Annotated in this window: 5 protein-coding genes; all 5 read left to right on the top strand. The window is 68.3% G+C overall.

What is annotated here, in order from left to right; genetic code table 11:
- Nucleotides 1–210 precede the first annotated feature (210 nt).
- The 5 genes from ACF08M_RS41505 to ACF08M_RS41485 all read left to right on the top strand — a co-directional run bounded on the left by ACF08M_RS41505 (nucleotide 211) and on the right by ACF08M_RS41485 (nucleotide 2,596).
- On the top strand, nucleotides 211–552 hold the full coding sequence (locus ACF08M_RS41505) for an ArsR/SmtB family transcription factor (RefSeq protein ID WP_392190499.1): 342 nt from the start codon (nucleotides 211–213) through the stop codon (nucleotides 550–552).
- A gap of 3 nt (nucleotides 553–555) precedes the next feature.
- Nucleotides 556–1,062 (top strand): SRPBCC family protein, encoded by a 507-nt coding sequence (locus ACF08M_RS41500; protein WP_392190498.1) that lies wholly within the window; start codon nucleotides 556–558, stop codon nucleotides 1,060–1,062.
- On the top strand, nucleotides 1,062–1,682 hold the full coding sequence (locus tag ACF08M_RS41495; RefSeq protein ID WP_392190497.1) for a dihydrofolate reductase family protein: 621 nt from the start codon (nucleotides 1,062–1,064) through the stop codon (nucleotides 1,680–1,682). The genes ACF08M_RS41500 and ACF08M_RS41495 overlap by 1 nt, the downstream gene beginning before the upstream one ends.
- An 85-nt stretch (nucleotides 1,683–1,767) precedes the next feature.
- On the top strand, nucleotides 1,768–2,004 hold the full coding sequence (locus tag ACF08M_RS41490; RefSeq protein ID WP_392190496.1) for a hypothetical protein: 237 nt from the start codon (nucleotides 1,768–1,770) through the stop codon (nucleotides 2,002–2,004).
- Between the two features lie 139 nt (nucleotides 2,005–2,143).
- Nucleotides 2,144–2,596 carry a DUF4158 domain-containing protein gene (locus ACF08M_RS41485; RefSeq protein WP_392190495.1) on the top strand — a complete coding sequence of 151 codons (453 nt, stop codon included), beginning with the start codon at nucleotides 2,144–2,146 and terminating at the stop codon, nucleotides 2,594–2,596.
- The last annotated feature ends 98 nt before the right edge of the window (nucleotides 2,597–2,694 follow it).

Below are 2,694 nucleotides of genomic sequence, written 5' to 3'. Positions count from 1 at the left end.
CCGTCATGAGCGCCCTGCGCGACCTCGCCCGCGCCACCCTCCACCGCTCCGGATAGGCCAACATCGCCAGCGGCCGACGAGCCCACACCCACCCCGCAGCCACCCTCGCCCTCCACGGGATTCCATGATCAAACCGGGCGAACGCGACTCTCCCCGGGGCCCTGGATTCCCCCGGCTTGACGCATGCCTATATCGGAATATGATGGATCCATGGCACGAGCAGCGACGACGTCGGACGTCTTCAACGCGATCGCCGAGCCGCAGCGCCGGGAGATCTTGGTGCTGCTGCGGGCGGGTGAGCGGCCGGTGACCGAGTTGGCCCAGGAGTTGGGGATGACCCAGCCGGGGGCGTCCAAACACCTGCGGGTGCTCCGGGAGGTCGGGCTGGTGCGGGACCGCAAGGCAGGCAAGCAGCGCCTGTACGGCCTTGACGCCCGCGGGCTGCGGCTGGTTCACGAGTGGACCGGCGGGTTCGAGCGGTTCTGGAACGAGAGCTTCGACCGGCTGGACGAATACGTGCAGGACCTCAAGCAGGCAAAACAGGAGGAGTGACCAATGGCAGCGACAGGACGGGACGCGCCCGCGCAGTCAGCGACGGCCGACCGCGAAATCGTGATCTCCCGGGCCATCAGCGCCCCACGGGAGCTGGTGTTCGAGGCGTTCACCGAGGTGCGGCACCTGTCACAGTGGTGGGGACCGGAGGGGTTCACCACCACCACGCGGGCGTTCGAGTTCCGCGTCGGCGGGGAGTGGGACTTCGTGCTGCACGGACCGGACGGGACGGACTACCAGGAGTGGATCTCCTGGACCGAGATCGCCCCGCCGGAGCGGATCGCATTGCTCCACGGTGAGTTCCGCAGCGACCCGAACGCCTTCGAGTCGGTCCTCACGTTCGCGCCCGACGGCACGGTGACCCGGATCGAGATGCGCACGCTGTTCCCCACCAAGGAGCTGCGCGACGAGGCGGTCGAGAAGTACCACGCGATCGAGGGCGGCCGGCAGACCCTGAGCAACCTGGCTGCCTACGTCACCGAGATCGTTCGGAAGGGAGCGGAGGGCTGATGGCCGGGAAGGTGTTCTTCAGCGTGTCGATGTCGCTGGACGGGTTCATCGCGCCTGAGTCCTCCGAGGACTTGATGGGGCAGCAGTGGATGGAACTGCAGCAGTGGATCTTCCCGCTGCGGTTCTTCCGGGAGAACCTGAAGCTCGGCGAGGGCGGAGAGGAAGGGCGCGACGACGACATCGCGCGGGAGACGTTCCAGCGCACCGGCGCGAGCGTGATGGGTAAGCGCATGTTCGACGCCGGCGAGAAGATGTGGCCGGAGGAGGCGCCGTTCCATACGCCGGTGTTCGTCGTGACGCACGAGAAGCGTGACCCCTGGGAGCGGCCCGGCGGGACCACCTTCCACTTCGTCAACGACGGTATCGAGACCGCGCTCGACCAGGCCCGCGAGGCCGCCGGCGACCGCGACGTCCGCATCGCGGGCGGCGGCGCGACGATCCTGGAGTACGTGAACGCGGGCCTGATCGACGAGTTCTCGATCGCGCTGGCGCCCGTGCTTTTCGGCTCCGGAATCCGCCTGTTCGAGGGCGTGGACGCGGGCCGCGTGGCCCTGGAGCCGGTCCGCGCGGAGCCCTCCCCAAGGGTGACGCACCTGACCTACACCGTCCGGGGGCGGTAACTGTCCCGAACTCAGCGCTCTCCCGACGAGGTCAGCTGCCCGCGGACGCGGGCCAGCTCTGGCGGCGACGACGGGATGGCCATACGTGCTCACCTATAAAGGCGGGGAGCTGGCCATGTACGCCGACACGGTGTCCGAACCGCTGTCCGCAGTGATCCCCGGCTACGACGAACCTCCCAGCAACGAGAACGGCGACGAAGCAGCGTTCGTGGCTCGCTACGAGGTGGCGATCGAGCTGGCCGACCTGGTGCAGAACGGGCTGGTGATCGACGCCACCGAGAACGACGGCTGGTCACCGGAGCAGGCCACCGCCAGGCCCTGACGGGGCCGCACGCTCCAGGCGTCCGGCGGGGAGAGTGACGGCCTTCGTCCGGGCGCCCCTGCCAGATCCGCCGCCCGGCCAGACTGTTTGGCGGATATCTGCCTGCGCTGTACACCGGCGCCTCTACCGTCCAGCCCGAATGCTGATCACGGGGGTGGCGGAAGGGGCCGGTGTGGGGCTGGATCTGGGTCTGGACGGGGTGGTGGACCACTTCACCCTGTCCGGCGACGAGGCGGGCTGGTTACGGAACAAGACCGACGCCACGAGGCCGGGCTTCGCCGTCCAGCTGAAGTTTCTGACCTGGCGCGGCCGGTTTCCCAAGGTGCGTCCGGAGCTGCCGCCCGATGCGGTCGAGCATGTCGCCAAGCAGGTGGGCGTCGCCGCGTCCGCGCTGGGGATCTATGACTTGACCTCCCGCGTCGCGAAGCGGCACCGCAGCGAGCTGCGGGATCTGACCGGGTGCCACGAGTGCTCGAAAACCGACCTGGTCAAGCTCGCCTCGCACCCGGTGGACGTGATCTGGCACGACGAACGCCGCGAGGAACAGGTGCGGGCCGAGCTGCTGCGGCAGATGCGGGTGGACCTGATTTAGCCGCAATACCGTTCAGTTAGTGGTCTCGAGTGGTGATGTGGGGGCTGTGTTTGGGCTGGGGCCAGTGTGTGTGGTGGGAGCGTTTCGCGGCCCATTTC

Origin of the sequence: Streptomyces sp. NPDC015032 (assembly GCF_043080425.1) — a bacterium.
GTDB lineage: Bacteria > Actinomycetota > Actinomycetes > Streptomycetales > Streptomycetaceae > Streptomyces.
Note: the sequence above shows the minus strand (reverse complement) of the source record. Positions and strands in the feature narration are given on the sequence as shown.

Coding starts and splice junctions, on each gene's coding strand:
- ACF08M_RS41505 (WP_392190499.1), top strand. CDS start 211: ATGGCACGAGCAGCGACGACGTCGGACGTCTTCAACGCGATCGCCGAG.
- ACF08M_RS41500 (WP_392190498.1), top strand. CDS start 556: ATGGCAGCGACAGGACGGGACGCGCCCGCGCAGTCAGCGACGGCCGAC.
- ACF08M_RS41495 (WP_392190497.1), top strand. CDS start 1,062: ATGGCCGGGAAGGTGTTCTTCAGCGTGTCGATGTCGCTGGACGGGTTC.
- ACF08M_RS41485 (WP_392190495.1), top strand. CDS start 2,144: ATGCTGATCACGGGGGTGGCGGAAGGGGCCGGTGTGGGGCTGGATCTG.